The 22,808-nt window shown below is 59.4% G+C and carries 22 protein-coding genes; 15 read left to right on the top strand and 7 right to left on the bottom strand.

The window, feature by feature from the left end; translation table 11 throughout:
* The first annotated feature begins 450 nt into the window (after positions 1–450).
* Together GE543_RS17395 and GE543_RS17390 are read left to right on the top strand one after the other, a co-directional pair.
* The gene (locus GE543_RS17395; RefSeq protein WP_003363740.1) at positions 451–1,122 is read left to right on the top strand and encodes a response regulator; all 672 of its coding nucleotides are present in this window, start codon (positions 451–453) and stop codon (positions 1,120–1,122) included.
* Entirely contained in the window at positions 1,115–2,497 is a 1,383-nt protein-coding gene (locus tag GE543_RS17390; protein WP_003413020.1) for a sensor histidine kinase, read from the top strand. The genes GE543_RS17395 and GE543_RS17390 overlap by 8 nt, the downstream gene beginning before the upstream one ends.
* Before the next feature lie 10 nt (positions 2,498–2,507).
* Here the strand turns inward: GE543_RS17390 and GE543_RS17385 are convergent, their stop codons facing one another.
* Both GE543_RS17385 and GE543_RS17380 read right to left on the bottom strand, forming a co-directional pair.
* Entirely contained in the window at positions 2,508–3,329 is an 822-nt protein-coding gene (locus GE543_RS17385; RefSeq protein WP_032703140.1) for an HDOD domain-containing protein, read from the bottom strand.
* Between the two features lie 111 nt (positions 3,330–3,440).
* Positions 3,441–4,382 (bottom strand): folate-binding protein YgfZ, encoded by a 942-nt coding sequence (locus tag GE543_RS17380; RefSeq protein ID WP_178118626.1) that lies wholly within the window; start codon positions 4,380–4,382, stop codon positions 3,441–3,443.
* Positions 4,383–4,534: 152 nt separating this feature from the next.
* Here GE543_RS17380 and GE543_RS17375 point away from each other — a divergent pair, with 152 nt between their 5' ends.
* Together GE543_RS17375 and GE543_RS17370 are read left to right on the top strand one after the other, a co-directional pair.
* The gene (locus GE543_RS17375) at positions 4,535–4,789 is read left to right on the top strand and encodes a succinate dehydrogenase assembly factor 2 (protein ID WP_153221977.1); all 255 of its coding nucleotides are present in this window, start codon (positions 4,535–4,537) and stop codon (positions 4,787–4,789) included.
* The gene (locus GE543_RS17370; RefSeq protein WP_371927192.1) at positions 4,773–5,237 is read left to right on the top strand and encodes a protein YgfX; all 465 of its coding nucleotides are present in this window, start codon (positions 4,773–4,775) and stop codon (positions 5,235–5,237) included. The genes GE543_RS17375 and GE543_RS17370 overlap by 17 nt, the downstream gene beginning before the upstream one ends.
* Here GE543_RS17370 and nadB read toward each other — a convergent pair.
* Complete coding sequence (nadB, locus tag GE543_RS17365; RefSeq protein ID WP_153221976.1) at positions 5,206–6,822, bottom strand: L-aspartate oxidase; 1,617 nt, start codon at positions 6,820–6,822, stop codon at positions 5,206–5,208. The two genes, GE543_RS17370 and nadB, sit on opposite strands and share 32 nt — an antisense overlap.
* 497 nt (positions 6,823–7,319) lie before the next feature.
* Here nadB and rpoE point away from each other — a divergent pair, with 497 nt between their 5' ends.
* The 11 genes from rpoE to pdxJ all read left to right on the top strand — a co-directional run bounded on the left by rpoE (position 7,320) and on the right by pdxJ (position 17,673).
* Positions 7,320–7,901, top strand: coding sequence for an RNA polymerase sigma factor RpoE (gene rpoE, locus GE543_RS17360; RefSeq protein WP_002554912.1), 582 nt, complete (start codon positions 7,320–7,322; stop codon positions 7,899–7,901).
* 33 nt (positions 7,902–7,934) lie between these two features.
* A complete protein-coding gene (locus GE543_RS17355) occupies positions 7,935–8,525 on the top strand; it encodes an anti sigma-E factor RseA C-terminal domain-containing protein (protein ID WP_153221975.1) in 591 nt (196 codons plus the stop codon).
* An 8-nt stretch (positions 8,526–8,533) separates the two neighbouring features.
* Positions 8,534–9,493, top strand: a complete 960-nt coding sequence (locus GE543_RS17350; RefSeq protein ID WP_046234987.1) for a MucB/RseB C-terminal domain-containing protein — start codon at positions 8,534–8,536, stop codon at positions 9,491–9,493.
* A 299-nt stretch (positions 9,494–9,792) separates the two neighbouring features.
* Entirely contained in the window at positions 9,793–11,223 is a 1,431-nt protein-coding gene (locus GE543_RS17345; protein ID WP_226487942.1) for a DegQ family serine endoprotease, read from the top strand.
* Positions 11,224–11,394: 171 nt separating this feature from the next.
* Entirely contained in the window at positions 11,395–13,191 is a 1,797-nt protein-coding gene (gene lepA, locus GE543_RS17340) for a translation elongation factor 4 (protein ID WP_003413009.1), read from the top strand.
* A gap of 9 nt (positions 13,192–13,200) precedes the next feature.
* Entirely contained in the window at positions 13,201–14,055 is an 855-nt protein-coding gene (lepB, locus tag GE543_RS17335; protein WP_003363711.1) for a signal peptidase I, read from the top strand.
* A 114-nt stretch (positions 14,056–14,169) separates the two neighbouring features.
* Entirely contained in the window at positions 14,170–14,547 is a 378-nt protein-coding gene (locus GE543_RS17330) for a DUF4845 domain-containing protein (protein WP_003363709.1), read from the top strand.
* On the top strand, positions 14,544–15,233 hold the full coding sequence (gene rnc / locus GE543_RS17325; RefSeq protein ID WP_002554906.1) for a ribonuclease III: 690 nt from the start codon (positions 14,544–14,546) through the stop codon (positions 15,231–15,233). The genes GE543_RS17330 and rnc overlap by 4 nt, the downstream gene beginning before the upstream one ends.
* The gene (gene era, locus GE543_RS17320) at positions 15,226–16,128 is read left to right on the top strand and encodes a GTPase Era (RefSeq protein WP_153221974.1); all 903 of its coding nucleotides are present in this window, start codon (positions 15,226–15,228) and stop codon (positions 16,126–16,128) included. The genes rnc and era overlap by 8 nt, the downstream gene beginning before the upstream one ends.
* A gap of 60 nt (positions 16,129–16,188) precedes the next feature.
* Positions 16,189–16,872 carry a DNA repair protein RecO gene (gene recO, locus GE543_RS17315; RefSeq protein WP_003413003.1) on the top strand — a complete coding sequence of 228 codons (684 nt, stop codon included), beginning with the start codon at positions 16,189–16,191 and terminating at the stop codon, positions 16,870–16,872.
* A 60-nt stretch (positions 16,873–16,932) separates the two neighbouring features.
* Positions 16,933–17,673 carry a pyridoxine 5'-phosphate synthase gene (gene pdxJ / locus GE543_RS17310; RefSeq protein ID WP_003425294.1) on the top strand — a complete coding sequence of 247 codons (741 nt, stop codon included), beginning with the start codon at positions 16,933–16,935 and terminating at the stop codon, positions 17,671–17,673.
* Between the two features lie 8 nt (positions 17,674–17,681).
* Here the strand turns inward: pdxJ and cmoB are convergent, their stop codons facing one another.
* The 4 genes from cmoB to lon form a co-directional block, all read right to left on the bottom strand.
* The gene (gene cmoB / locus GE543_RS17305; protein ID WP_003405349.1) at positions 17,682–18,641 is read right to left on the bottom strand and encodes a tRNA 5-methoxyuridine(34)/uridine 5-oxyacetic acid(34) synthase CmoB; all 960 of its coding nucleotides are present in this window, start codon (positions 18,639–18,641) and stop codon (positions 17,682–17,684) included.
* Entirely contained in the window at positions 18,638–19,381 is a 744-nt protein-coding gene (gene cmoA / locus GE543_RS17300) for a carboxy-S-adenosyl-L-methionine synthase CmoA (protein ID WP_003413000.1), read from the bottom strand. The genes cmoB and cmoA overlap by 4 nt, the downstream gene beginning before the upstream one ends.
* A gap of 100 nt (positions 19,382–19,481) precedes the next feature.
* A complete protein-coding gene (locus GE543_RS17295; RefSeq protein ID WP_046234984.1) occupies positions 19,482–19,874 on the bottom strand; it encodes a protease inhibitor I42 family protein in 393 nt (130 codons plus the stop codon).
* A gap of 417 nt (positions 19,875–20,291) precedes the next feature.
* A complete protein-coding gene (gene lon, locus GE543_RS17285) occupies positions 20,292–22,709 on the bottom strand; it encodes an endopeptidase La (RefSeq protein ID WP_003412995.1) in 2,418 nt (805 codons plus the stop codon).
* Positions 22,710–22,808 lie beyond the last annotated feature (99 nt).

Below are 22,808 nucleotides of genomic sequence, written 5' to 3'. Positions count from 1 at the left end.
TGTTGTTTTTGGCAGAGAGAAGCTGTTCGCCAGGCGCTTTTGTCGCGCACACGGCGAAGCCTGTGTGCTGTTTCACAGGTACTGGCGTTTGCGCTGAAGTGTTGTTTTGCGGCGGGTGGCGGGAGGAGCGCGCAGAGCATTCCTCGACGGGAGGTGCTCCATGGGCTGGCAAGCCTGGACGGGCGTAGACATGACGTGACTCCGTTTAGCGATTTATTGTTTTTATTGTTCAGACGCATCCGGGCGCCTGTTTTTTACGTACCCTTTTACCGGGTCGTTTCGCGATGCTAAACGACAAACCTTTCGTAAACCTTTCAGTTGCCTTTCACGTCGTGATTAGCGAGCCGCGAATCGTTTCTGCCCTTCACAGACGGCGGCCGGCCTGTAAACTCCACCGCCACGAGCCTCGATACCCAGATCGATAACAACAGTGACAATCAGGAGACGGCGATGCGTGTTCTTCTTGTGGAAGATCATCTGCAATTGGCTGAAAGTGTCGCGCAGGCGCTCAAAAGCGCGGGTTTGACCGTTGATGTGCTGCATGATGGCGTGGCCGCCGACCTGGCGTTGAACAGCGAAGAATACGCGGTCGCCATTCTCGATGTCGGGTTGCCGCGCATGGACGGCTTTGAAGTGCTGGCGCGTCTGCGAGCGCGCAGCAAAAACCTGCCGGTGCTGATGCTGACGGCGCGCAGTGACGTCAAGGACCGGGTCCATGGCCTGAATCTGGGCGCCGACGACTACCTGGCCAAGCCTTTCGAACTTTCCGAGCTGGAGGCCAGGGTCAAGGCCTTGCTGCGGCGCAGCGTGCTGGGTGGCGAGCGGCAACAGCGTTGCGGCGTCTTGGCCTACGATCTGGACACGCGACGTTTCACGCTCGGCGAAGAACTGCTGACTCTGACCTCTCGCGAACAGGCGGTGCTGGAAGCGCTTATCGCCCGGCCGGGTCGGGTGATGAGCAAGGAGCAACTGGCGGCGCAAGTGTTCGGGCTCGATGAAGAAGCCAGCCCCGACGCCATCGAGATCTATGTCCATCGTTTGCGCAAGAAGCTCGATGGGCATTCCGTGGCCATCGTGACCTTTCGCGGTCTGGGGTATCTGCTGGAAAGCCGTGATGATTAACGACAGCCTGCGCTGGCGGTTATTGTGGAACCTGGCCCTGCTGCTGGTGGTGTTGATGCTGGCCAGCGGCATGAGCGCTTACTGGAATGGCCGCGAAGTGGCCGACACCGCCTATGACCGCACATTGCTGGCTTCCGCACGGACCATCGCGGCCGGCCTGACTCAGCGCGATGGCACGCTGAGCGCCGACATTCCCTACGTGGCGCTGGACACCTTCGCCTACGACAGCGAAGGGCGCATCTACTATCAGGTCAATGACATTCATCAGAAGCTGATTTCCGGCTATGAAAACCTGCCGTCGCCGCCGCCCGGCACATTGCGTACCGACGATTATCCGGCCCTGGCAAAATTTTATAACGGGATCTATCAGGGGCAGGACGTGCGGGTTGTCAGCCTGCTCAAACCGGTGACCGATCCGGGCATGAACGGCACTGCTGAAATCCGCGTTGCCGAAACTCAGGAAGCGCGCAAGGGCATGGCGCGCAGCCTGATGGCTGACACATTGCTGCGTCTGGGCATGCTCGGAGGAGGCGCGCTGCTGCTGGTCTGGTTCACGGTAAGCGCGGCATTGCGACCGCTGGAGCGCCTGCGCACCGCCGTCGAGGAGCGTCAGCTGGATGATCTGCGCGCGTTACCGATGGTTGAAGTGCAGCACGAACTGCGTCCGTTGGTAGGGGCGCTGAACCACTTCACCGAGCGACTGCGCGTGCAGTTCGAGCGTCAGGCGCAATTCATCGCCGATGCCGCCCACGAACTGCGCACCCCGCTGGCCGCCTTGAAGGCGCGGGTAGAGCTTGGGCTGCGCGAGCGCGACCCGCAGCATTGGCGCAGCACGCTGGAGTCGGCGGCGCTCGGCACCGATCGACTCACGCATCTGGCCAACCAGCTGCTGTCCCTGGCGCGCATCGAAAACGGCGCGCGGGCCATCGCCGAGGGCGGAGCGCAACAGCTGGACCTCAGTCAACTGGCCAGGGAACTGGGCATGGCCATGGCGCCGTTGGCTCATTCCCGGGGCGTTGCGCTGGCGCTGGAGGCTGACGAGCCGGTCTGGTTGCGCGGCGAGCCGACCTTGCTGAACGAATTGCTGAGCAATCTGATCGACAACGCGCTGGCCCACACTTCACCGGGCGGCAACGTGGTGTTGCGGGTCTATGCGCCGGGTGTTCTGGAGGTCGAGGATGATGGCCCCGGCATTCCTGCAGATGAGCGTGAGCGGGTCTTCGAGCGCTTTTACCGTCGCAGTCAGCAGGGCAGTGGTGCCGGGCTCGGGCTGGCGATTGTGGGCGAAATCTGCCGGGCACATCTGGCCAGAATCACGTTGCACGAGGGCGCCGAGCGCGGCCTGAAGGTAAGGGTCAGTTTCAGCGCGACCTGATGGGTCGAAACTAGTAGAGCATGCTCTTGGCTTCGTCCATCTGGGCGCTGAGCACGCCTTCGCCTCTGGCGAGCCGCAACTGGCTGTAGGCAGGCAGGTCGACCATTTCAATTAGGCTGAAGGGGTGTTCGGTATTCCTGTGGATATGCACCGTGGCGATCTGCACCAGATCGGTGTAGTCAGGGCTTTTCGAGACACGTGCGAAGTTCTGGAACTGGCCCGGCACACAGGCCAGTGGCTCGGGAAAATCCCATGAGCGCAGCAGGCGCTCGCCGATGACCGGATGAATGCTGTCAATTACGTGGTTGAGGCTGATCGGGTCGGACAGCAGCTCGTAATGGTCTTCGGCATAGGTCAGGATCGGCAGGATCCCGATCAGATGGATCAGCCCGGCGAGCGTGGCCTGATCGGGTTTCAGATTGGTGTAGTGCTGACACAGGGTGTAACTGATACCGGCCACCTGCAGACTTTGCTTCCAGATATCGCGCATCTTCTGCTCGATGACCGGCGACTTGGCGTGGAACATCTGCTCGACCACCAGGCCGATGGCCAGGTTGCAGGTGTAGTTGACGCCCAGCCGCCGAATCGCGGTGTTGACGTCGCTGACTTCAAAATTCGGGCGCAGCAAGGGGCTGTTCGCGACCTTGATCAGGCGCGCGGAAAGGGCTGTATCGCTACCGATGACCTTGCTCAGGGCCGAGATACTGATCTCGGTGTCCTCTGCAGCCAGGCGAATTCTCAGTGCCACTTCCGGCAGGGTGGGGAGAAACAAGGCATCTCTGTCGATGGCCTTGATCAAGTTTCTCTGCACCTCGTCAGCCATCTTGCTCATGTTGCATCTCGCAGCTGTTGGGGGTGTCCAGAGTTATCCGCGCGCTCTTCAGAGCGCCAGGCTGTACTGGAACGCTCTAAAGACACTAGGAAGCTGAATGTGTTCGTCTGGCTAGCGCTGAGTTTCGAGTTTGCTGTCCAGTGTGTAGGGCAGTTCACTCATTTGCAGCGCTGCGCCTTCTGGCGAGCCAAGATTGATACGACCGTCTTGCGCCGCATCACCCTGCAACACCGCAAGCAGTTCGATGTTCTGCCCATCCTGTGCGGCCATGACGACGTTGCCCACAGCGCTGGCATGCACCGGTGAGAACAGTGCCGTACCGGGCTGCGGGATCTCTTCGCCGCTCAGGGTCAGGCGGTAAAGCCTGCGCTTGAGTTTGCCAAGATATTGCATTCTGGCAACGATTTCCTGGCCGGTGTAGCAGCCTTTCTTGAAGCTGACGCCGCCAACCGCTTGCAGATTGATCATCTGCGGAATGAATTCTTCGCGGGTGCTGCCGAACACCTGGCCGATGCCGACACGTATCTGGCCCAGCAACCAGTCATTCAGCGGGGCTTCGCTCAACTGCGCTGCCAGGCGCGACTTGATGCTGTCCGCCTGTGCGCTGCGCACCCAGAGCTCGGCCCGGCCTGGCGAGACGCGGATCGCGATCAGATCATTGGCGCGCACCACGCTATCGGTTTCCTGTGGCAGATCCAGCCCCAGGCTGATCAGCGCAGCGTCCCCATCCTGCAGGCCGAAGCGCACCCAGTCTGCGCTTTCGTCCGTGAGCTTCGATTTGGAGAACACTGCGTATTTGCGCAGGTCGAGCAATTGCGCCTCGATCAGTTCGCCAGCCATCGCCAGCAGGCAGCCGTCGCCTTCGAACACGATGCGAAAACTCGACTGCATCCGGCCTTTCTGCGTGCAACGGGCACCCAGGCTGGATTTGTCTTCATTCAGGTAGTTGAGGTTGCACGTCAGCTGACCCTGAAGAAACTTGCTGGCATCCACGCCGCGAACGGCGAGAACGCCCTCATGGGTTAGCGTGCAGAAAAAAGCTGTGTGGGCCATGGTCATCGCAGATTGGGAAAAAAGTCCGGGGGCACATCATAGTGCCGAGTCGAGGTTATGCATACGGGTACATGAAAACTGCTGCGACCATTGCAAGATTCGCGCGCCCGGCTCACGGCTGTATACTTGCCGCCTACTTTGAGGAGCGCTCCATGGTCGAAGACGTTGAACTCAACCGCCTTTACTGGCACAGCCGCCGCGGCATGCTTGAACTGGACGTGCTGCTGGTGCCGTTTGTCCGTGAGGTCTATCCCCACTTGAATGAAGAGGACCGCGATTTGTACCGCCGTCTGCTGACCTGTGAGGATCAGGATATGTTCGGCTGGTTCATGCAGCGTGCCGAATCCGAAGATGCTGAATTGCAGCGCATGGTTCGCATGATTCTGGACCGTGTCCAGCCCCAGTGATCGCTTCGAATGTCATTGGCAGGCTTCGCGTCTGCTGGTGACGGCGTATCTCGCGGTCCAGTGTCTGGCACTGGTCGCGTTGTGCTGGCTGGACATCGCTGTGTGGGCTGCGGCGCTGGGTGCGCTGATATGTCTGGCGCATGCTGCCTGGGTGATACCACGCGCCATCCTGCTGACGCATCCGGCGGCATTCACTGCGCTCAAGCGCGATCATCAAGGCTGGCAGCTGTGGAATGCACGTACCGGCTGGCAGCCTGTGCAGTTATGCCCCGACAGTCTTGCCTTGCCGTGGATGGTGATTCTGCGTTTTCGCCCGATTATCGCCGGTCGGCCAGCACGATCAATAAACAGTTGTTGTATCCCGCATGACGCATTGACGCCGGACATTCACCGACGTCTGCGCGTGCATTTGAAATTCAGCCGGCATAGGTGGGCGGCACCAGAATAGTGTCCAGCGCCTCCGGCAACATATCGGGATAGTCCAGCGTGTAGTGCAGACCGCGGCTTTCCTTGCGCTGCATGGCCGAGCGGATCATCAGTTCCGCCACCTGCGCCAGGTTGCGCAACTCGATCAGGTCGCGGCTGACCTTGTAGTTGCTGTAAAACTCGTCAATCTCGTCCAGCAGCAGGCGTACGCGGTGCTGAGCGCGCTGCAGGCGTTTGTTGGTGCGCACAATGCCGACGTAGTCCCACATGAACCGCCTCAGCTCGTCCCAGTTGTGCGCAATGATCACGTCCTCGTCCGAGTCGGTGACCTGGCTGGCATCCCAGGCCGGAAGATCGGCGGGCATCTGCACATCATTTAGTTGCTTCTCGATGTCTGCGGCGGCCGATCGGGCATAGACGAAGCATTCCAGCAGCGAGTTGCTGGCCATGCGGTTGGCGCCATGCAGGCCTGTGAAGCTGGTCTCGCCGATGGCGTACAGGCCCGGCACATCGGTATGCCCCTTGCTGTCCACCATCACGCCACCACAGGTGTAATGCGCAGCGGGGACTACGGGGATCGGTTCGCGCGTGATGTCGATGGAAAATTCCAGGCAGCGTTCATAGACGGTTGGGAAGTGCGTCTTGATGAAGGCTTCCGGCTTGTGGCTGATGTCCAGATACACGCAGTCGATGCCCAGCCGCTTCATCTCATGGTCTATCGCGCGGGCAACGATATCGCGCGGCGCCAGTTCTGCCCGTTCATCGAAGCGTTGCATGAAGCGCTCGCCGTTAGGCAGCTTGAGGTAAGCCCCTTCACCGCGCAGTGCCTCGGTGATCAGAAAGCTCTTGGCCTGCGGGTGATACAGGCAAGTGGGGTGAAACTGGTTGAACTCAAGGTTCGCCACCCGGCAGCCGGAACGCCAGGCCATGGCGATGCCGTCGCCACACGCGCCGTCAGGGTTACTGGTGTACAGGTAGACCTTGGCGGCGCCGCCCGACGCCAGGATTGTGAAGCGCGCGCTGTAAGTATCCACTTCGCCACTGTGGCGGTTGAGCACATAGGCACCGAGGCAGCGCTGGCCGTCCAGGCCAAGGCGGCGTTCGGTGATCAGGTCGATGGCGGCGCGCTGTTCGAGCAATTCGATATTGGGGCGTTCGATTGCCTGTTTCAGCAGGGTGCGAAAAATGGCGGCACCCGTGGCGTCTGCAGCATGAATGATCCGCCGATGGCTATGGCCGCCTTCACGCGTCAGGTGAAATTCAAATCCGCTTTCGTCGGTGTCTGCGTCATCGCCACGGGTGAAAGGCACGCCTTGATCGATCAGCCATTGAATCGCCTCGCGGCTATGTTCGACAGTAAAACGCACAGCGTCTTCGTTGCAAAGGCCGCCACCTGCGTTCAGCGTGTCCTCAACATGAGATTGCACGGTGTCGGTGTCATCCAGCACTGCCGCAACACCGCCCTGCGCCCAGAAGGTCGAGCCGTTGGCGAGATCACCCTTGCTCAGGACCGCAATCCGCAGGTGGTCGGGGAGGGTCAGTGCCAGGCTCAACCCGGCAGCGCCGCTGCCGATTACCAGTACGTCATGCTGAAAATGTTGGCTCATCTGCGAATTCTGCCCTTGGCGACCACTAGTATAAGTATTGGGGTAACGGCACAATAGCCTCGCCTACATGGCAATGTGAGACCACGGCGGGTCTGGATTGTGCTCCAGTCCCGGACCGCATGCCTATTGTTTTCCTTTTGTTCGGTTGCTGGAAATGCTCCAGCGCGTTGATTCAAGGGAACTTTATGCAGTTTGAGGCTCACGCCGGCGATTGTGTCAATGGAACTTTTTGTAAAGAACCATGCTCAATAGCAGGTTGCCTACACAGGAACAGCGTCTATTTCGCAGGGTTAGATAAGTGATCATCAACTGCGAAACTGGCGACAAGACTATTCGCGCAGCCGACCGTGTCGAGCTGCGTTTTTCGTGCACGCTTTATGATGGCTTGCAGGAAACTTGCTTGAAGGGGGAGAACTTTTGCGAAAAGCCCGAGTCTATGTTTGCGAGCCTGAACAATATCAGTTGCAACACTCCTTCATGCTTAACGAGGAGTGTTCATGCTAACCCAGGAAGAGGATCAGCAGCTTGTCGAGCGCGTACAGCGTGGCGATACGCGAGCATTTGATCTGTTGGTGCTGAAGTATCAGCACAAAATTCTAGGGTTGATCGTGCGATTCGTGCACGACACCCATGAGGCTCAAGACGTTGCACAGGAAGCCTTTATCAAGGCTTACCGTGCTCTCGGAAATTTTCGCGGTGACAGTGCTTTCTACACTTGGCTGTACCGCATCGCCATTAACACGGCGAAGAACTATCTGGTTTCGCGAGGTCGGCGACCACCGGATAGCGATGTAAGGTCTGAAGACGCGGAGTTCTACGACGGCGACCACGGCCTCAAGGACATCGAGTCGCCGGAGCGTGCATTGTTGAGGGATGAGATCGAGGGCACCGTCCATCGGACCATCCAGCTTCTCCCGGAAGATTTACGTACGGCACTAACTTTACGTGAATTCGATGGTCTGAGTTATGAAGACATTGCGAGCGTCATGCAGTGTCCTGTTGGTACCGTGCGCTCTCGGATCTTCCGCGCTCGGGAAGCCATCGATAAAGCCCTGCAGCCGTTGTTGCAGGAATCCTGAGACAGCGGCGATAGCCCAAGAGAGGAACCCGCCATGAGTCGTGAAGCCCTGCAGGAATCGCTGTCCGCGGTACTTGATAATGAAGCGGACGAACTGGAATTACGTCGGGTATTGAATGCCATTGACGATGCCGATACTCGCGCCACCTGGTCGCGTTACCAAGTTGCTCGTGCAGCGATGCACAAAGAGCTGCTGGTCCCTCATCTGGATATCTCGGCTGCTGTATCTGCCGCGATCGCCGATGAAGTCAGCCCGCTCAAGGTAGCTCGCGGTCCTTGGCGTACGCTGGGTCGTCTGGCCGTTGCAGCGTCGGTTACCGTAGCCGTTCTGGCCGGTGTCCGCCTGTATAACCAGGACGACATTGCCGGTGCGCAACTGGCACAGCAGACCCAACAGCCTGCCAATCTGACTGTTCCGCAAGTGAAAGGCCCGGCCGTACTGGCTGGCTACACTGAAAGCGCCGAGCAAGCGCCTGGTCCTATGGCCAATGGTGTATTGCAGGGCGGTGGCCAAGGTGACCAGCGTCTGCCGGGCTATCTGCGCCAGCACGCTCAGGAAGCAGCGTTGAAGGGTACTGAAAGCGCGCTGCCATACGCACGTGCTGCGAGTCTGGAAAACCGTTAAGGAGGATCATGCGAGCCGTCCCTCTACTGCCACTACTGCTTGGTGGATGGCTTGCCCTCCCGGTACAGGCTGATGATGCGCAAGACGCAATCAATCGTCTTGCCAAGGTTGATCAGCAGCAAAGCTATCAAGGCACCTTTGTATACGAGCGCAACGGTAGTTTTTCTACTCACCGAATCTGGCACCGCATAGCGGACGGCCATATTCAGGAGCGCTTGCTGCAGCTTGATGGTTCTGCTCAGGAAGTGTTGCGTGTTGACGGGCTTACTCAGTGCGTCAGCGGCACGCTCGAAGCGGGTGTGGCCAATCCGGCCGACTCTTCTGCCCGCGCATTCGATGTTAAAAGACTGTCCGCCTGGTACGACATGAAAATTGCCGGCAAATCCAGAGTGGCCGGTCGTCAGGCGACTATCGTTGCGCTGTCCCCCAAGGACCAGCATCGATACGGTCTCGAACTGCACCTGGATAACGAAACCGGTCTTGTGCTCAAGTCGCTTCTGTTGAGCGAGAAGGGGCAGTTGCTCGAGCGTTTCCAGTTTACCGATCTCGATACTGCCAGCGCGCTGTCCGAGCAGATGCTCAAGACCAGTGCCGACTGCAAGCCTGTTTCTGTGGTGAAGACCAAGCCTGAGGCTTCCATAAGCCCTGTGGCATGGCATTCGGACTGGTTACCGCCGGGTTTTGACGTCAGCAGCAGCGGTGTACGCAAAGACCCTGCTACGCAGTCGCCGGTGACCCATCTCATGTACAGCGACGGTCTGGCGCGTTTTTCGGTGTTCATCGAATCGGTTAAAGGTGGCGCGTCTTCGGATATTCGCACCCAGCTAGGCCCGACAGTGGCTGTTTCCCGCCGTCTGACAACGCCGCAGGGCGACATGATGGTGACGGTCGTCGGAGAAGTCCCGATGGGTACTGCAGAGCGCATAGCATTGTCGATGCGTAACGACGAACCTTCAGCCAATAAATAAACATTTGGAGTCACGGCTCCCCGGATGTAAAAATTTTCATCCTGGGTTACAGAAGCCGCCAGGCCGCACTCAACCTGGCTTGAGCAAAGGCGCTGAAATGTTTGGTGAGGTTTGCAGATTGCAAAAACTCTGTTTTTTTTCTATAGGTCAGAGCCTCGCAGCTCTGGCCTTTTGTCGTTTTCAGAGGTCATGTCGCTGATCCAGAGATAAGCATCGCTGCTTGAGGTCTTTGAGTCGGTTGCTTCGGACTGCTTAATTTTTTCCTCGTTACAAACGGGAGCCATATGTCGATACCACGCATGAAATCCTACTTTTCATTGATTGCCGCTGTGCTGATGCTCGGTCAGGTGGCTACGGCTCAGGCCGAAAACCTGCCGGACTTCACCGGGCTGGTCGAGCAGGCATCGCCCGCAGTGGTGAATATCAGCACGCGCCAGAAGTTGCCGGACCGTGCCGTCGCCAATCAGCAGATGCCTGATCTGGAAGGCCTGCCGCCGATGCTCCGCGAGTTTCTCGAGCGCAGCATGCCGCCGGGTTCGCGTCCGCCAGGCTCGGGTGCAGGCAAGGGTGATCGCCAGCGTGAGGCCCAGTCCCTCGGCTCGGGCTTCATCATCTCCCCTGACGGCTACGTTCTGACCAATAATCACGTAATCGATGGTGCTGACGAGATTCTCGTACGCCTGTCCGATCGCAGCGAGTTGAAGGCCAAGCTGGTCGGTACCGATCCGCGTACCGACGTTGCCGTGCTGAAAATTGATGGCAAGGACCTGCCGACCGCCAAACTGGGCAATTCCAATACGCTCAAGGTCGGCGAATGGGTTCTGGCGATCGGCTCGCCGTTCGGTTTCGATCACTCCGTGACCAAGGGTATCGTCAGTGCCAAGGGGCGCAGCCTGCCTAACGACACCTACGTGCCGTTCATTCAGACCGACGTGGCCATCAACCCGGGTAACTCCGGTGGCCCGCTGTTCAACATGGCTGGCGAGGTCGTCGGGATCAACTCGCAGATCTTCACCCGCTCCGGTGGTTTCATGGGGCTGTCGTTCGCAATTCCGATCGACGTCGCCATGGATGTCGCCAACCAGCTCAAGGCCAATGGCAAAGTCAGCCGCGGCTGGCTGGGTGTGGTCATCCAGGAAGTGAACAAAGACCTCGCCGAGTCGTTTGGTCTGGACAAGCCTGCCGGCGCGCTGGTTGCGCAGGTGCTTGAAGATGGCCCGGCTGCCAAGGGCGGTGTGCAGGTGGGTGACGTGATTCTGAGCGCCAACGGCCAGCCAATCGTCATGTCGGCTGACCTGCCGCACCTGATCGGCAACCTCAAGGACGGCAGCAAGGCCGAACTTGAAGTGATTCGTGACGGCAAGCGTCAGAAGCTGACGGTCACCGTCGGCGCACTGCCTGATGAAGGTCAGGAGATGGGCGATGTTGGCGGTACGGGTGCCGAGCGCAGCAGTAATCGTCTAGGCGTATCGGTGATCGAGTTGACCGCCGAGCAGAAGAAGTCCCTGGACCTCAAAGGTGGCGTTGCCATCAAGGAAGTCACAGGCGGCCCCGCTTCGCTGATCGGTCTGCAGGCGGGTGATGTGATCACTCACTTGAACAATCAGGCGATCACGTCCAGCAAGCAGTTCACCGAGGTGGCGAAAAGCCTGCCCAAGGATCGCTCTGTCTCGATGCGCGTTCTGCGTCAGGGTCGTGCGACCTTCATCACCTTCAAGCTGTCCGAGTAACCGGTCGGTTTAAGCGGAAAGGGTGGCCATGGCCACCCTTTTTTGTGCCCGTTTGTTTACCGTGCGCCGATCCGGGTGCCTGTAAGCGTGACGCCTCTTGCTTAGTTCAGGTACAATTCCCGGCTATTTTTCGGCGGGCAATCTGCCTGCAACCTTTTTGAGTGTTGATCCGTGAGTGATTTGAGTCATATCCGCAATTTCTCCATCATCGCCCACATTGACCATGGCAAGTCGACGCTGGCCGACCGCTTCATTCAAATGTGCGGCGGCCTGACCGAGCGCGAAATGGAAGCGCAGGTGCTCGACTCCATGGATCTTGAGCGCGAGCGCGGGATCACCATCAAGGCCCACAGCGTTACCCTGTATTACAAGGCCAAAGACGGTATCACCTACCAGCTGAACTTCATTGACACCCCGGGGCACGTCGACTTCACCTACGAAGTCAGCCGTTCTCTGGCCGCGTGCGAAGGTGCGTTGCTGGTCGTCGATGCAGGGCAGGGCGTCGAGGCGCAATCGGTCGCCAACTGCTACACCGCCATCGAGCAGGGCCTTGAGGTCATGCCGGTACTGAACAAGATGGACTTGCCACAGGCCGATCCGGACCGCGTCAAGGAAGAGATCGAGAAGATCATCGGTATCGACGCCACCGATGCCGTGGCGTGCAGCGCCAAGAGCGGCATGGGCGTTGACGAGGTCCTCGAGCGCTTGGTCGCAACCATTCCTGCACCGACCGGCAATATCGAAGATCCGCTGCAGGCGTTGATCATCGACTCCTGGTTCGACAACTACCTGGGCGTCGTGTCTCTGGTGCGTGTGCGCCACGGCCGCGTCAAGAAGGGCGACAAGATTCTCGTCAAGTCGACCGGCAAGCTGCATCTGGTCGACAGCGTGGGCGTGTTCAACCCCAAGCACTCGGCGACCGTCGATCTGAAAGCGGGCGAAGTAGGCTTCATCATCGCCGGCATCAAGGACATTCATGGTGCGCCGGTGGGTGACACCCTGACCCTGAGCACCACCCCCGACGTCGACGTGCTGCCCGGCTTCAAGCGTATTCAGCCACAAGTCTACGCAGGCCTGTTCCCGGTCAGCTCGGACGACTTCGAAGACTTCCGTGAAGCGCTGCAAAAGCTGACGCTTAACGACTCTTCACTGCAATACCTGCCCGAGAGCTCCGACGCGCTGGGCTTCGGCTTCCGCTGTGGCTTCCTCGGCATGCTGCACATGGAGATCATCCAGGAACGACTGGAGCGTGAGTACAACCTCGACCTGATCACCACCGCGCCAACCGTAATCTTCGAACTGTTACTGAAGACCGGCGAAACGATTTACGTCGATAACCCTTCCAAGCTGCCTGACCTGTCGGCCATCGAAGACATGCGCGAGCCCATCGTTCGCGCAAATATTCTTGTGCCGCAGGAGCACCTGGGCAACGTCATTACGTTGTGCATCGAAAAACGTGGCGTACAGCACGACATGCTGTTCCTCGGCACGCAGGTTCAGGTGAGCTACGATTTGCCGATGAACGAAGTGGTTCTGGACTTCTTCGATCGTCTCAAGTCTGTCAGCCGCGGTTATGCTTCGCTGGATTATCATTTTGATCGCTACCAGTCGGCCAACCTGGTCAAGCTCGACGTTCTGATCAACGCCGAGAAGGTCGACGCCCTGGCCCTGATCGTTCACCGCGACAACGCACACTACAAAGGGCGTGCGTTGACCGAGAAGATGAAAGAGCTGATCCCTCGACAGATGTTCGACGTGGCAATTCAGGCGGCTATCGGCGGTCAGATTGTGGCCCGGACAACCGTCAAGGCGCTTAGAAAGAACGTATTGGCCAAATGCTACGGCGGTGACGTCAGCCGCAAGCGTAAATTGCTGGAGAAGCAAAAGGCCGGTAAGAAACGCATGAAGCAGGTCGGCAACGTGGAAATTCCACAGGAAGCCTTCCTTGCAGTGCTCAGGTTGGAATAGTCAGGTCCTATGTCACTAAATTTCCCGCTGTTGTTGGTCATCGCTGTCTTCGTCTGTGGCGTGCTTGCACTGATTGATCTGGTCATCCTGGCGCCCCGTCGCCGGGCTGCCATTTCCAACTATCAGGGCAGCGTGGGCGAACCTGACATTGCTGTCGTGGAGCGCTTGAACAAAGAGCCTTTGCTGGTCGAGTACGGCAAATCGTTCTTCCCGGTGTTGTTCATCGTGCTGGTGCTTCGTTCGTTTCTGGTCGAGCCGTTCCAGATTCCTTCGGGCTCGATGAAGCCGACACTGGATGTGGGTGATTTCATTCTGGTCAACAAGTTCGCGTACGGCATTCGCCTGCCGGTACTGGACCAGAAGGTGATTCAGATCGGTGATCCGCAGCGTGGCGACGTGATGGTGTTCCGCTATCCGAGCGACCCGAGCGTCAATTACATCAAGCGTGTCGTCGGTCTGCCGGGTGATCGTATTCGCTACACCAGCGACAAGCGGCTGTTCATCAATGGCGAGCTGGTCGCCAAGAAGCTGATCGGCACCGAGCCCGGTACACTGGGCAGCGCTGAACTCTATGAAGAGCAGCTGGGCGAAGTCGAGCATCAGATCCGTCAGGAAATGAGCCGCTACCGCGCGCCGCCTGACAGTGAATGGACCGTGCCTGCCGCGCACTACTTCATGATGGGCGACAACCGTGACAACTCCAACGACAGTCGTTACTGGGATGATCCCAACATTCCCAAGGACGAGCTGGGCATGGTCCCGGACAAGAACATCGTAGGCAAGGCGTTTGCGGTGTGGATGAGCTGGCCCGAGCCGAAACTGAGCCACTTCCCCAACTTTGCGCGCGTAGGGCTGATCAAGTAATCGATGCGGCGCTGCCTGAGCAGCGCCGTATGTCATTTGGGCTGACTGGAAACGCCTCTGAAGCATGAGTCGACCCGGTCAGGAGGCGTTGCACTCTTGAGGTCGAAGTCGAACATGGCGTTCTCTACTTCTCAAAAAGGCTTTTCTTTCGTGGGCTGGCTGTTAGTGCTGGCGCTGGTCGCGTTTGCGACGAGCACGGCCTTCAAGCTGGTCCCGCACTACCTCGACTACATGACGATGAAAAAAATCATCGAAGCGGTCGACACCAACAAGACCCTGGACATCACCACGGTCGACGATTTTTACGGTTATGTCGGTAAGAACATGCAGGTCAACAGCATTCGGGATATAGATTTGAACAAGGCGTTGAAAGTGACGGTGGAGAACAATGCGTTCCAGGCTCATTTGAATTACGAGCAGCGTGAACCGTGGTTCCAGAACATCGATCTGGTGTTGAAGTTCGACAAGCAATTCAGCGTGGGTAAACCGTGAGCGTATCCTTGAGCCGCCTTGAGCGTCAGCTCGGCTACACCTTCAAGGATCAGGAGCTGATGGTCCTGGCCCTGACCCATCGCAGTTTTGCCGGTCGCAACAATGAGCGTCTGGAGTTTCTCGGTGATGCCATTCTCAACTTCGTGGCTGGCGAGGCGCTGTTCGAGCGTTTCCCCCAGGCTCGCGAAGGCCAGTTGTCCCGCTTGCGGGCGCGGCTGGTGAAGGGCGAGACCCTGGCGCTGCTGGCCCGTGGTTTCGATCTGGGCGAATACCTGCGCCTGGGCTCGGGCGAGTTGAAAAGCGGTGGTTTCCGTCGTGAGTCGATTCTCGCCGACGCGCTCGAGGCGCTGATCGGGGCGATCTACCTGGATGCAGGCATGGAGGCGGCGCGCGAGCGCGTCCTGGCCTGGCTGACAACCGAGTTTGACAGCCTGACGCTGGTGGACACCAACAAGGACCCCAAGACCCGACTGCAGGAATTTCTCCAGTCGCGGGCCTGCGAACTGCCGCGTTACGAGGTGGTGGATATCCAGGGCGAACCGCATTGCCGGACGTTTTTCGTCGAATGCGAGATCAACCTATTGAATGAAAAAAGCCGAGGACAGGGTGTCAGCCGCCGGATCGCCGAACAGGTAGCCGCCGCAGCAGCACTCATCGCCCTGGGCGTGGAGAACGGTCATGAATGATACAACCGCAACACGCTGTGGCTATGTTGCCATTGTCGGCCGTCCCAACGTAGGCAAGTCCACGCTGCTCAACCACATTCTCGGTCAGAAGCTCGCGATCACCTCGCGCAAGCCGCAGACCACGCGCCACAACATGCTGGGCATCAAGACCGAGGGCGCCGTGCAGGCGATCTATGTCGATACGCCCGGCATGCACAAGAATGGCGAGAAAGCGCTCAACCGTTACATGAACAAGACGGCTTCGGCGGCGCTGAAGGACGTCGACGTGGTCATCTTCGTCGTCGATCGCACCCGCTGGACAGACGAAGACCAGATGGTGCTGGAGCGCGTTCAGTATGTGCAGGGTCCGGTCATCCTGGCGATCAACAAGACTGATCGCATCGAGGACAAGAGCGACCTGATGCCGCATCTGGAGTGGCTGCAGGGCCAGCTGCCGAATGCGTCCATCGTGCCGATCTCCGCGCAGCATGGCCACAACCTCGAAGCGCTGGAAAGCCTGATTGCCTTGCACCTGCCCGAGAATGATCACTTCTTCCCCGAAGACCAGATCACCGATCGCAGCAGCCGCTTTCTGGCTGCCGAACTGGTTCGCGAGAAGATCATGCGCCAGCTGGGTGCCGAGCTTCCGTACCAGATCACCGTCGAGATCGAAGAGTTCAAGCAGCAGGGCCGCACCCTGCATATCCATGCGCTGATCCTCGTCGAGCGCGACGGACAGAAGAAGATCATCATTGGCGACAAGGGCGATCGCATCAAGCGCATCGGCAGTGATGCGCGTCGTGACATGGAACTGCTGTTCGACTCCAAGGTGATGCTCAACCTGTGGGTCAAGGTCAAAGGTGGCTGGTCCGATGACGAGCGCGCACTGCGTTCCCTTGGCTACGGCGACCTCTAAGCTGTCCTTTCGCCCGACCTTGCTATGGTCGGGCGAACACTTCCCTTTCGAGCCAGCCTGATGAGCACGCCTACCGGCCAACCTGCTTATGTGCTCCACAGCCGTGCGTATCGCGAAAACAGCGCGCTGGTCGACTTCCTCACGCCTCAGGGGCGTCTGCGTGCCGTGCTGCGCAGTGCCAAGGGCAAGGCGGGTTCGCTGGCACGCCCGTTCGTGCCCCTCGAGGTCGAGTTTCGAGGGCGGGGCGAGCTGAAGAATGTCGGTCGCATGGAAAGCGCCGGCGTCGCTACCTGGATGACCGGCGAGGCGCTGTTCAGCGGCATGTACCTCAACGAGCTGCTGATTCGCCTGTTGCCTGCCGAAGACCCTCATCCTGCCGTGTTCGAACATTACGCTGCCACGCTGCTGGCCCTTTCCCTGGGGCGTCCGCTGGAGCCGTTGCTGCGTTCGTTCGAATGGCGCTTGCTGGATGACCTGGGCTATGGCTTCGCGATGGACGCCGACATCAACGGCGAACCACTGGCCATTGATGGCATGTATCGTCTGCAGGTCGATGCCGGGCTCGAGCGTGTGTACCTGCTTCAGCCCGGTCTGTTTCAGGGCGCGGAATTGCTGGCCATGTCCGAAGCGGACTGGAGCGTCCCTGGCGCATTGTCCGCTGCCAAGCGCCTGATGCGTCAGGCGCTGGCGGTTCACTTGGGCGGTCGCCCTTTAGTCAGTCGTGAACTGTTTCGCAAGCCTTGATCAGGCTTTATTCTCTACAGCCTGCTTCGACCAGCTCGCCCATTTTTTCTGGAGACCACCGTGACCCACAGCACTCGTATCCTTCTCGGCGTGAACATCGACCACGTAGCCACCTTGCGTCAGGCCCGTGGCACGCGTTACCCGGACCCGGTCAAGGCTGCTCTGGACGCCGAAGAGGCAGGCGCCGACGGCATCACTGTTCACCTGCGTGAAGACCGCCGCCACATTCAGGAGCGCGATGTCCTGCTGCTCAAGGACGTTTTGCAGACCCGCATGAATTTCGAGATGGGCGTGACCGAAGAAATGCTCGCCTTTGCCGAACGCATTCGCCCGGCGCACATCTGCCTGGTGCCTGAGACACGGCAGGAGCTGACTACCGAAGGCGGTCTGGACGTGGCAGGGCAGGAAGCGCGGATCAAGGCGGCGGTCGAGCGACTGGCGAAGATTGGCTGCGAGGTTTCGCTGTTCATCGACGCCGACGAGCGTCAGATCGCCGCTTCAAAACGCGTCGGCGCCCCCGCCATCGAACTGCATACCGGTCGCTATGCCGATGCTCAGACCCCGACTGAAGTCGCCGAAGAACTGCAGCGGGTCGCCGACGGCGTCGCGTTTGGTCTCGCCCAAGGGCTGATCGTCAATGCCGGTCACGGCCTGCATTATCACAACGTCGAAGCGGTCGCCGCGATCAAGGGCATCAACGAACTGAACATCGGCCACGCGCTGGTGGCTCATGCTCTGTTCGTCGGCTTCAAGGCCGCAGTGGCCGAGATGAAAGCGTTGATCGTGGCGGCAGCCAGATAACTCGTCCCTCAGGGCTTGCGCCCCACGATCACCGCACGCATGGGGGCAGGCAGGCCCTCGACTGTCTTGCTGTGATCGGTGGGGTCCAGATAGTCGCTCAGGGACTGGAAGCGCATCCACTCGGTGCTGCGTTGTTCGTCGACCGTCGTGTGGCTGACGTCGACGCAGCGCACATCGGTGAAGCCGGCACGGCGCATCCACAACTCCAGAGCAGGCACTGAAGGCAGGAACCAGACATTGCGCATCTGCGCATAACGATCTTCCGGGACCAGCACCTGATGGACATCGCCCGGCACTACCAGGGTTTCCATCACCAGCTCGCCGCCTTTTACCAGGCAGTCTTTCAAGGCCAGCAGGTGGTCGATGGGCGATTTGCGGTGATACAGCACGCCCATCGAGAACACCGTGTCGAAACCTTCCAGATTGGCGGGCAAGTCTTCCAGCGCGAACGGCAGGTGCCAGGCGGGCAGGTCAGGCAGATAGCGCTGCATGGCCTGAAACTGACAGAAGAACAGCCAGTTGGGGTCGACCCCGATCACGCTGTCGGCCCCGGCGCCAAGCATGCGCCATTGGTAATAACCGTTACCGCAGCCGACATCCAGAACGCGTTTGCCCTTGAGGTCCAGGTGTGGCGAAACCCGCGACCACTTCCAGTCCGAGCGCCATTCGGTGTCGATGTGCACGCCGAACACATTGAACGGCCCCTTGCGCCACGGTGACAGGCCCAGCAGTGCCTTGCGCAGGACGGTGCGGGTCTCGCCGTTGCACTCGGCTTCCAGGGTAAAACTGTCGATCAGATCGATTCGCTCGGGCTGCAGGTCGGGCAAGGCATCCAGCGCACTTTGCCAGCGCTGCAGGTCACCATGACCCTTGGCCATCTTGGTGTCGAGCTGAGCCTGCAGGCCATTGGCCCAATCGGCCAGAGGGGTTCCCGCCAGACGACGGACGAGGGGAGCGAGATCAATCATGGCAGGGCAATCAACGAGGTGAAGTTAAGGCATTGAAACCACGGCACCACCTTGGAAAAACCTGCCGCAAGCAGGCGTTGGCGGTGTTCTTCGAGGCTGTCGGGTTTCATGACGTTTTCAATGGCGCTGCGTTTCTGGGCAATTTCCAGGTCGCTGTAGCCGTTGGCGCGTTTGAAGGCGATGTGCAGGTCCGTCAGCAGCGCATGTTCCTGCGGGTCGTCGAAGCGCAGTTTTTCCGAGAGGATCAGCGCGCCGCCGGGCACCAGTGCGTCACGAATGCGCCCGAGCAATGCCAGGCGCTGGTCGGGGGCGATGAATTGCAGGGTGAAGTTCAGCGCCACCACCGAGGCGGGTTTGAACGTCAGGGCGAGGATATCGCCTTCGAGGACCTGCACCGGCAACAACTCCTGAAACATGGAGTCCTGCGCGTTGAGGTATTCACGGCAACGCTCGACCATGGCACTGGAGTTGTCTATCGCGATGACCTCACAACCCTCGCCGCGTACATGACGGCGCAAGGCCTGGGTAACAGCGCCCAGAGAACTGCCCAGGTCATAGAGCACAGTGTTGGGTTGCGCAAATTGCGCGGCCAGCACACCGAGGTTTTCGACAATCGTCGGATAGCCGGGCACCGAGCGTTTGATCATGTCCGGGAATACCCGCACCACGTCTTCGTTGAAAGCGAAGTCAGGCACCTGGGGCAGCGGCTGGGCGAAAATGCGGTCGGTTTCTTTGCTCACGGCGGTTCCGGCGAAGGCTTTGAAAGGCGGGCATTCTAGCCAAGTTGCCGCCGGGATGCATGGTGCAGTACGTGCTGTCGGACAAGCCGCGCGCAACGCCTCACTTCACGCTGATGGCGCACTCGAAGGTCTGCTCCGGGGCGACTTCGGGTGCCCAGGGTTGCTGATAGACCATCATCAGCCGGCTGGTCCCGGCATCGGTGGCCTTGAAGCGCCAGACCGATTGCCCACCGTTGCCGACCATCTCCTTGCTCTCGGCGTTGGCATATACCTCAGGCCCCAGGCTGCGCAGGATATTCTGGGCCGGGTTCTGGGTCAGCCAGCGAAAGCCGGTGGTAGGGTTGCTGGGCAGAGTCAGGATCAGCGTCTGCCCGGACGTGAGTGTCAGCGGGCAGTCGCTTTGCGTGTCGATGGACACAATGTTTTTCGGCGTCTGAGCGCACGCCGTCAGCAGCGCAAGGCTCAGCGGGGCAATGAAACGGGCAGGGGTCATGGCAAGTTCCGGTATCGCGATACGAGGCTCAAGGATAACTGATCGGAGTTTTGTGGGGGAGTACGACAGCTGTCACGCTCTGGGTCGGACGCAGAGGGTCCAGAACTGCATTCCCATCCTGTGGGAATGCAGTTCTCGACGCTCTGCGTCGCAAGAGGACGCAGAGCGTCCGGAAAGGCATACGACGCGGAGCGCCGCACGATAGTTGAGATGATCGTTCCGCACGCTCCAGCGTGGGAACGCAGTTCTCGACGCTCTGCGTCGCAAGAGGACGCAGAGCGTCCGGAAAGGCATACGACGCAGAGCGTCGCACGATAGTTGCGATGATCGTTCCGCACGCGAGCGTGCGGAATGAGAGGCGCCCGATAGAACACCTCTCGTGCCAATTCAGCGTGGGGGCATGCGCAGTATCAAGCTCTAGAACAACACCTTCACCACGTCCGCAAAGCGTTTGGCGAAGTGCACGGTAATGCCTTCCTTCAGATAGTCCGGCAGTTCTTCGAAGTTGCCACGGTTAGGCTCCGGCAGGATCAGTTCGTGGATCTTCTGGCGCCGCGCGGCAATAACCTTTTCGCGGACACCGCCGATGGGCAGTACATGCCCTGTCAGGGTCAGTTCGCCGGTCATGGCGACGCCTTTTTTCGGCGGCTGGTTGCGGGCCAGGGACAGCAAGGCGCTGGCCATGGTCACACCCGCACTCGGGCCGTCTTTCGGGGTGGCACCTTCGGGGACGTGTACGTGCACGAACGCCTCATCGAAGAACTTCGCATCACCACCAAACTTCGACAGATTGGCGCTGACGTAGCTGTAGGCAATTTCGGCCGACTCCTTCATCACATCGCCCAATTGACCGGTCAGCTTGAAGCCGCGGTTAAGGGTATGAATGCGCGTCGCCTCGATCGGCAGGGTGGCGCCGCCCATGCTGGTCCAGGCCAGACCGGTGATCACGCCAGTGCCGGACAGCACCTGTTCGCTGCGGAACACCGGCATGCCCAACGACGCTTCGAGGTCTTTCGGCCCGATCTTGATCACTGAATCAGGCGCATCCAGCAGTTTGACCACCGCCTTGCGCACCAGCTTGCCGAGCTGTTTTTCCAGATGCCGCACACCGGCTTCGCGAGCGTAGCCCTCGATGACGGCGCGCAGGGCGCTGTCACTGATGCTCAGCTTGTTTTTCGCAACGCCGGCTTTCGCCAACTGCTTGGGCCACAAGTGGCGTTTGGCAATCGCCAGCTTCTCTTCGGTGATATAGCCGGACAGGCGAATCACTTCCATCCGGTCAAGCAGCGGGCCGGGGATCGAGTCCAGCGTGTTGGCCGTGCACACGAACAGAACCTTGGAGAGGTCCAGACGCAAGTCCAGGTAGTGATCGAGAAACTCGACGTTCTGTTCCGGGTCCAGGGTTTCCAGCAGCGCGGATGCCGGATCGCCCTGATAGCTCTGGCCCATCTTGTCGATTTCATCGAGCATGATGACCGGGTTCATGACTTCAACGTCTTTCAACGCCTGCACCAGCTTGCCCGGTTGCGCACCGATATAGGTACGGCGGTGGCCCTTGATTTCGGCCTCGTCGCGCATGCCGCCCACGCTCAGGCGATAGAACGGCCGCCCCAGCGATTCGGCAATCGAGCGTCCGACGCTGGTCTTGCCCACCCCCGGCGGGCCGACCAGCAGCACGATCGAGCCGCTGATTTCGCCCTTGTAGGCACCCACCGCAAGGAATTCCAGAATCCGCGCCTTGATGTCGTCAAGCCCGGCATGGTGCTGATCGAGTACCTTGCGCGCGTGCTTGAGGTCCAGCTTGTCGGCACCGTAGATGCCCCATGGCAGCGAGCTGGTCCAATCCAGGTAATTGCGAGTCACGGCGTATTCGGGCGAGCCGGTTTCCAGCACCTTGAGCTTGCCGATTTCTTCGTCGAACTTCTTGCGCGCCTGTGGCGGCAGGGTCTTGCCTTCCAGACGCTGCTCGAACTGTTCGATGTCGGCGCTGCGATCGTCCTTGCTCAGGCCCAACTCCTGCTGGATGACCTTGAGCTGTTCCTTGAGGAAGAACTGGCGCTGATGCTCGCCGATCTTGCGGTTCACCTCGGCAGAGATTTCCTTCTGCAGGCGTGCAACCTCGACTTCCTTGCGCAGCATCGGCAGGACTTTCTCCATGCGCCTGAGCATCGGCACACAATCGAGTACTTCCTGCAATTCGACGCCGGTGGCTGACGTCAGGGCAGCGGCAAAATCGGTGAGCGGCGAGGGATCATTGGGGCTGAAACGGTTGAGATAATTCTTCAGCTCTTCGCTGTACAGGGGGTTGAGCGGCAGCAGTTCCTTGATCGCGTTGATCAGGGCCATGCCGTAGGCCTTCACTTCATCGGTCGGCTCATTGGGCTGCTGCGGGTATTCGACTTCTACCAGATACGGCGGGCGATGATGCTTGAGCCAGGTACGGATGCGCACCCGGCTCAGGCCCTGCGCGACGAACTGTAAACGACCATTTTCACGACTGGCGTGGTGAACCTTGACCAGAGTGCCATACTCGGGGAGTGCGTCAGTCTTGAAGTGGCGTGGATCTTCCTGCGGAGTGTCCATGAAGAACAGCGCCAGCGAATGATGCTCGGACTTGCTGACCAGCTCCAGCGTTTCGGCCCACGGCTCTTCATTGACGATGACAGGCAGGACCTGCGCCGGAAAGAACGGACGGTTGTGGATCGGAATGATGTAAACCTTGTCGGGCAGGTTCTGGCCGGGCAAGGCAAGCGAGGTGCTGTCGGAACTCAGAGACACATCGTGCTCGTCTGCGTCGTTGGGCAAATCTGGCGAGTCTGTCTGCTGGTCGTTCATGGGGCACCTGAGAAGTTGAACATGGCTCTTAGATGGGGCGGTGGCTCTCAGGTTTCAATAGTCTTGGTCGATAGTCTGTAAAGCGATTGGAAAACCGCT

It is taken from the genome of Pseudomonas sp. SZ57 (assembly GCF_009495975.1).
GTDB classification, from domain to species: domain Bacteria; phylum Pseudomonadota; class Gammaproteobacteria; order Pseudomonadales; family Pseudomonadaceae; genus Aquipseudomonas; species Aquipseudomonas syringae.
The sequence above is the reverse complement of the archived record's forward strand: the minus strand, read 5'-3'. Positions and strand labels throughout refer to the sequence as shown.

Excerpts from the sequence above, each read along its gene's own strand:
- GE543_RS17375 (WP_153221977.1), top strand. The coding sequence starts at position 4,535 with ATGGTCGAAGACGTTGAACTCAACCGCCTTTACTGGCACAGCCGCCGC.
- rpoE (WP_002554912.1), top strand. The coding sequence starts at position 7,320 with ATGCTAACCCAGGAAGAGGATCAGCAGCTTGTCGAGCGCGTACAGCGT.
- GE543_RS17330 (WP_003363709.1), top strand. The coding sequence starts at position 14,170 with ATGGCGTTCTCTACTTCTCAAAAAGGCTTTTCTTTCGTGGGCTGGCTG.
- GE543_RS17355 (WP_153221975.1), top strand. The coding sequence starts at position 7,935 with ATGAGTCGTGAAGCCCTGCAGGAATCGCTGTCCGCGGTACTTGATAAT.
- lepB (WP_003363711.1), top strand. The coding sequence starts at position 13,201 with ATGTCACTAAATTTCCCGCTGTTGTTGGTCATCGCTGTCTTCGTCTGT.
- GE543_RS17350 (WP_046234987.1), top strand. The coding sequence starts at position 8,534 with ATGCGAGCCGTCCCTCTACTGCCACTACTGCTTGGTGGATGGCTTGCC.
- GE543_RS17385 (WP_032703140.1), bottom strand. The coding sequence starts at position 3,329 with ATGAGCAAGATGGCTGACGAGGTGCAGAGAAACTTGATCAAGGCCATC.
- lon (WP_003412995.1), bottom strand. The coding sequence starts at position 22,709 with ATGAACGACCAGCAGACAGACTCGCCAGATTTGCCCAACGACGCAGAC.
- recO (WP_003413003.1), top strand. The coding sequence starts at position 16,189 with ATGAGCACGCCTACCGGCCAACCTGCTTATGTGCTCCACAGCCGTGCG.
- nadB (WP_153221976.1), bottom strand. The coding sequence starts at position 6,822 with ATGAGCCAACATTTTCAGCATGACGTACTGGTAATCGGCAGCGGCGCT.
- GE543_RS17380 (WP_178118626.1), bottom strand. The coding sequence starts at position 4,382 with ATGGCCCACACAGCTTTTTTCTGCACGCTAACCCATGAGGGCGTTCTC.
- GE543_RS17390 (WP_003413020.1), top strand. The coding sequence starts at position 1,115 with ATGATTAACGACAGCCTGCGCTGGCGGTTATTGTGGAACCTGGCCCTG.
- GE543_RS17295 (WP_046234984.1), bottom strand. The coding sequence starts at position 19,874 with ATGACCCCTGCCCGTTTCATTGCCCCGCTGAGCCTTGCGCTGCTGACG.
- cmoB (WP_003405349.1), bottom strand. The coding sequence starts at position 18,641 with ATGATTGATCTCGCTCCCCTCGTCCGTCGTCTGGCGGGAACCCCTCTG.
- GE543_RS17395 (WP_003363740.1), top strand. The coding sequence starts at position 451 with ATGCGTGTTCTTCTTGTGGAAGATCATCTGCAATTGGCTGAAAGTGTC.
- era (WP_153221974.1), top strand. The coding sequence starts at position 15,226 with ATGAATGATACAACCGCAACACGCTGTGGCTATGTTGCCATTGTCGGC.
- GE543_RS17345 (WP_226487942.1), top strand. The coding sequence starts at position 9,793 with ATGAAATCCTACTTTTCATTGATTGCCGCTGTGCTGATGCTCGGTCAG.